5 protein-coding genes and 1 pseudogene are annotated in these 5,116 nt (G+C 64.1%); 3 read left to right on the top strand and 3 right to left on the bottom strand.

What is annotated here, in order from left to right; genetic code table 11:
* The 3 genes and pseudogenes from B4I46_RS16570 to B4I46_RS16580 all read left to right on the top strand — a co-directional run.
* A pseudogene (locus B4I46_RS16570) lies at positions 1–883 on the top strand (NAD(P)/FAD-dependent oxidoreductase); the annotation flags it as partial.
* Positions 884–947: 64 nt separating this feature from the next.
* Positions 948–1,568 carry a cell wall hydrolase gene (locus B4I46_RS16575; protein WP_058541232.1) on the top strand — a complete coding sequence of 207 codons (621 nt, stop codon included), beginning with the start codon at positions 948–950 and terminating at the stop codon, positions 1,566–1,568.
* A gap of 150 nt (positions 1,569–1,718) precedes the next feature.
* Positions 1,719–2,147 carry an actin-binding ADF family protein gene (locus tag B4I46_RS16580; protein ID WP_286901015.1) on the top strand — a complete coding sequence of 143 codons (429 nt, stop codon included), beginning with the start codon at positions 1,719–1,721 and terminating at the stop codon, positions 2,145–2,147.
* A gap of 14 nt (positions 2,148–2,161) precedes the next feature.
* On the opposite strand, the gene B4I46_RS16585 is transcribed toward B4I46_RS16580, so the two are convergent.
* The 3 genes from B4I46_RS16585 to B4I46_RS16595 all read right to left on the bottom strand — a co-directional run.
* Complete coding sequence (locus tag B4I46_RS16585) at positions 2,162–2,995, bottom strand: hypothetical protein (protein WP_286901017.1); 834 nt, start codon at positions 2,993–2,995, stop codon at positions 2,162–2,164.
* A gap of 139 nt (positions 2,996–3,134) precedes the next feature.
* Positions 3,135–4,544 carry a GntR family transcriptional regulator MpaR gene (gene mapR, locus B4I46_RS16590; RefSeq protein ID WP_043860894.1) on the bottom strand — a complete coding sequence of 470 codons (1,410 nt, stop codon included), beginning with the start codon at positions 4,542–4,544 and terminating at the stop codon, positions 3,135–3,137.
* 39 nt (positions 4,545–4,583) lie between these two features.
* The coding region (locus tag B4I46_RS16595; RefSeq protein ID WP_286901018.1) for a FixG Ig-like domain-containing protein at positions 4,584–5,116 on the bottom strand (533 nt) is incomplete at its 5' end.

Below are 5,116 nucleotides of genomic sequence, written 5' to 3' on the forward strand. Positions count from 1 at the left end.
ACGCAGCGTTCCAGGGTGAACAGCAGAGCCTGGAGGCGCTGGGCTATCGGCACCAGGCCCGGCTCTACGGGCCGCAGCAGATGCACGAGGTGGTGGCCTCGAAGGTGTATGCCGGCGGGCTGCTGGACATGGGCTCCGGCCACCTGCACCCGCTCGACCTGGTGCAGGGCGAGGCGCGCCTGGCGGCGTCGCTGGGGGTGCAGGTGTTCGAGCACAGCACGGTGCTCGAACTGGTGCATGGCCCCACCGTGCAGGTGCGCTGCGCGCGCGGCAGCGTGCGGGCCGGCAGCCTGGTGCTGGCGTGCAATGCGCACCTGGACGACCTGGAGCCACGCCTGAGCGGCAAGGTGCTGCCGGCCGGCAGCTACATCATCACCACCGAGCCGCTGTCGGCACCGCGCGCCGCCGGGCTGATCCCGCAGAACCTGGCGCTGTGCGACCAGAAGGTCGGCCTGGACTACTACCGTCTTACTGCCGACCGGCGCCTGCTGTTCGNNCCTGCCATTATTCCGGGCGCGACCCGGCGGATATCGCCGGCTACATGCTGCCCAAGCTGCTCAAGGTGTTCCCGCAGCTGGCGGATGTGCGCATCGACTTTCAGTGGGGCGGCAAGATCGGCATTACCGCCAATCGCTTTCCGCAGGTGGGATGCCTGCAGCAGCACCCCAACGTGTTCTACGCCCAGGGCTATTCGGGGCACGGGGTGAACGTCACCCACTGGACGGCGAAGTTGCTGGCCGAGGCGATCCACGCCGGGCATAGCCAGGGCCTGGATATCTTCAGCAAGGTGCCGCACATGACCTTCCCCGGCGGCCCGGCCCTGCGCTCGCCACTGCTGGCGCTGGGCATGTTGTGGTACCGCCTGCGCGAGCTGCTGGGGTAGGGCGGCGCAAATCGCCGGTTGCAGCTACTGTGCATCTATCAGAGGCTCACAAGAAGGCTCGGTCATGCGCTCATTCGCTGCAGTTTGCTGTCTTGCCGTGTGGTTGATCGCTGTTCTGCCGGGCTCTGCCGCCGCGGCGCCGCCTGCGGCGGTAGCCGAAGACAAGGCCCAGGTGCTGGAGCAGAAGGCTGCCGAACAGGGGCGCGAGGCCAGCGTACCCAGCGACCAGGCCATCACCCGCAGCGAAGTGCAGGCGGTCGACCCCAAGGGCGAGGCCGCGCTGGATGACGCGATCACCTGCCTGGCGCGCACCCTCTACTGGGAGGCCAAGGGCGGTGAGGCGGCGGACATGCAGGGTGTGGCCAGCGTTGTGATGAACCGGCTGGGGCACGAAGGGTTTCCGGGCACCGTGTGCGAGGTGGTCAAGCAGGGCATCAAGGAGCGTACATGCCAGTTCTCGTGGTGGTGCGACGGGCGCTCGGACGATGTGGAAGAGCCGGTGCAGTACACCGTGGCCAAGGAAATCGCGCGCAAGGCGCTGAATCAGCAACTGACCGACAGCACCGATGGCGCGATGTACTTTCATGACCGCCATGTGCATCCCGCGTGGGCCAGGACGTACTTGAAGACCGCCGAAACTCCCAGGTTCCTGTTCTACAAGCCGCGTGCGGGGGAGGCGCGGTGATTGGCAGGTAAGCAGGGCGCAACCTGTTTTCAGCAGTATGTAACCTGATAACTTTGCCAGTGTCGGTTGATTAGGCGCTGTTGTATGGTGATGCCTGACTTCGCGGTTAGTTGGCGTGGTACGCGATTGAATCGGAAGAGGATGATGGCCATGTCAAGCACTGGTGTGTTAGTGACGGATGAGTGTCGAAATGCTTACGATTCGCTCAAGTTAAGTAAAGCGCTTAGGTATATTGTTTTCAAGATCTCAGATGATTACAAGGAGGTTGTTGTTGAGTCAACAGGCGATAGGTCCGCAACCTACGAGGATTTTCTGAGCGCGCTGACCCCGAATGAAGTGCGATATGCTGTCGTCGACTTTGAGTTTGAAACCGTTGGGGGGAGGCGAAATGCAATTTTGTTTATTCTATATTCAGATGATTTAGCTCCCATAAAGAAAAAGATGGTCTATGCCTCCAGTAAAGATGCACTTAGACGTGCTTTAACTGGTATTGCTGTAAATATTCAGGCATCTGGAAAAGAAGAACTTGAATACGACGAGGTTCTGGATAAGGTTCGTCAAAAACTTGCAATTCGGTGAATATCCATTCGGGCTTACTCTGTACAGCCTGGATAGAGAGCACATTCACGACCGTCCATCTGGAAAGTCGAAAATGTCGGGTCACGATAACTGCAGGAGGCTTCGCCAACCCACTTCCATTGTGAAGCGCAGGGCTTCATGCCATTGCCGACCGGTGACCAGTTCTCGGGATAAAGCGGCCACTCCTTGTCGATGAGGCGGTACACGAAGCGCAGGTCGGTCTTGTTCAGCTGGGTGTAGGCGACGTTGGCGACCGGGCCGGGGTGCCTGGAGGTCCGCTCCAGGGGTTGCCACTGGCTGTCGGCGGCGAGGCAGTCGATGTCCCTGGCCAGCACGTGGCGCTCATCCCCGGGCACGATGTGGTAGGCCGTGCCGCACAGGCGGCGCACAACCAGCTCGGGGTCTGCGTCGCGTACCGGCCCAGTGCCGTCGGGCAGTGCCGGCAATACCTCGACCCCCGCCAGGCTGTACCGCCCGCTGGGGGACTTGATGCTCACCGTGATGTTGTCCAGTTGCTGGGTGCAACTGCCGATGGTGTAGGTCAGCGGGATCCTGAACGTGACGGTGCGCGCGTCGGGGCGCGCATCGGCCTGGTCGGTGCGGTACTGGTTGGGACGCGAGCGCATGCCGCCGGTGGCGGGGGAGGCCACGGTGCAGCGGTACGGGTCGAGCGGGGCGTAGCTGGCGTTGTAGGTGACGCCGTGGTTGGGCGGGAGTTCGGCGATCAGCGTGGTGCTGCTCAAGCCGTAGTGGCTGGTGGCGCCCACGACGCTTTCCTTGGCGACGAAACCGATCAGGCTGCAGGCGGGCAGCAGGGGCAGGGCCAGTAGCAGGTACAGCGGTTTCATCCGGGGCCATCCGTGGGCAAGTGCGGGAGGGGATGGTGCGCGATTGTGCGGGTGTGGGCAAGGGGCTGCACCGACCCAATCGCGGGTCAAGCCCGNNGGCTTGACCCGCGATGGGGGCGTTGGCCGTCATGCCAGCCCCTCAGAACGACCGCACGATCCGCCCCAGCGTCTCCATCGCCTGCTCCGACTGCTCGGTCCAGGGGCTGCCGTAATTGAGGCGGATGCAGTTGCGAAACCGCCGCGTCGGCGAAAAGATCGGCCCCGGCGCAATGCTGATGCCCTGGGCCAACGCCATCTGGAACAGCTTCAGCGAGTCCATCTGCTCCGGCAGCTCCAGCCACAGGAAGTACCCGCCGCTGGGGTGGCTGACCCGCGTCTGCGCCGGGAAGTGCCGGGCAATCGCCGCCAGCATGGCGTTCTGCTGCTCTTCCAGCGCATAGCGCAGGCGCCGCAGGTGGCGGTCGTAGCCACCATGCTGCAGGTAGTCGGCAATCGCCGCCTGCGCCGGCATCGATGCACACAGCGAGGTCATCAGCTTGAGCCGCTCGATCTTCTGCGCATAGCGCCCGGCCGCCACCCAGCCGATCCGGTAGCCCGGCGCCAGGCTCTTGGAGAACGAGCCGCAATGCATCACCAGCCCTTCGGTGTCGAATGCCTTGGCCGGCTTGGGCGCCTGCTGCGCGTAGTACAGCTCGGCATACACGTCGTCTTCGATCAGCGGCACCTGGTGCACGCTCAGCAGCTCGACCAGCTGCTTCTTCTTGTCTTCCGGCATGCTCGCGCCCACCGGGTTCTGGAAGTTGGTCATGCACCACACGGCCTTGACCGGATGCCGCTCCAGCGTCTGCGCCAGCACCCCCAGGTCGATGCCTTCGCGCGGGTGCACCGGAATCTCCACCGCCTTGAGCTTGAGCCGCTCCAGAATCTGCAGGCAGGCATAGAACGCCGGTGCCTCGATGGCCACCAGGTCACCCGGCTCGGTTACCGCCTGCAGGCACAGGTTCAACGCCTCCAGCGCACCGTTGGTGATCAGCAGTTCTTCCATCGGCAGCATCAAGCCGCCGACCATGTAGCGCAGGGCGATCTGGCGGCGCAGTTGCGGGTTGCCCGGCGACAGGTCGGTGACCACCATGCGCGGGTCCATCTCGCGGCTGGCGCTGGCCAGCGAGCGCGCCAGGCGCGGCAGCGGGAACAGGTTGGGGCTGGGGAACGCCGAACCGAAGGCCACCGTCTGCGGGTCCTTGATCGAGTCGAGGATCGAGAACACCAGCTCGCTGACGTCCACCTCGGTCGATTCGCTGGCCTGCTCGATGATCTGCGGCTCGTTGAACTGGCGCGGGGCGTGGGTGTTGACGAAGTAGCCCGAGCGCGGCCGGGCCCGGATCAGCCCGCGACGCTCCAGCAGGTAGTAGGCCTGGAACACCGTGGACGGGCTGACCCCGTGGGTCTGGCTGGCGTAACGCACCGACGGCACGCGCTGGCCGGGGCCGAGTACCCCGGAGCGAATCAGTTCGGCAATGTCGTCGGCGAATTTCTCGTAGCGTTTCATCATGGCTCTGGGCGGTCTGACTCAGCGGAGTGTATGTGATCAGCGGTTCAAAGGCGCGACAAAACGGCTGCGCGCAAGGCTGCGCACGTTCGGCTGGTCGGTGTCGATGAGTTCGAAGCTGATCTCCTGGGAGCTGCTGGGCGCACGGTCGGCCAGCATCGCCACCGAGACCGGTATATCGCTCATCTCGCTGGCCGCCAGGGTGAACTCGGTCTTGCCATGCAGTTCGAAGCCCTCGGCGTCCACCAGGCGCAGGCGGTAGGTCTGCGGCTGCTGGGTCTTGTTGATGACCTTGAGGGTGTAGATGTTCTCGATCTGCCCCAGGGCGTTCTCGCGGAACAGGCCGCGGTCCTTGATCACGTCCATCGACACCATCGGGCGTTGCTGCAGGGCGATCACCAGGGCGCCGATCATCACCACCAGCACGGTCACGTAGCCCAGCAGGCGCGGACGCATCCACTGGGTGGTGCCGCCTTGCAGGGTGTGCTCGGACTTGTAGCCGATCAGCCCGCGTGGGTAGCTCATCTTGTCCATGATGCTGTCGCAGGCGTCGATGCAGGCGGCGCAGCCGA

Source organism: Pseudomonas sp. UBA7500, assembly GCF_002478435.1.
Lineage (GTDB): Bacteria > Pseudomonadota > Gammaproteobacteria > Pseudomonadales > Pseudomonadaceae > Aquipseudomonas > Aquipseudomonas palmensis.

Bases quoted from the DNA above. Each gene is read 5' to 3' on its own strand.
- B4I46_RS16575 (WP_058541232.1), top strand. From the start codon at position 948: ATGCGCTCATTCGCTGCAGTTTGCTGTCTTGCCGTGTGGTTGATCGCT.
- B4I46_RS16580 (WP_286901015.1), top strand. From the start codon at position 1,719: ATGTCAAGCACTGGTGTGTTAGTGACGGATGAGTGTCGAAATGCTTAC.
- B4I46_RS16585 (WP_286901017.1), bottom strand. From the start codon at position 2,995: ATGAAACCGCTGTACCTGCTACTGGCCCTGCCCCTGCTGCCCGCCTGC.
- mapR (WP_043860894.1), bottom strand. From the start codon at position 4,544: ATGAAACGCTACGAGAAATTCGCCGACGACATTGCCGAACTGATTCGC.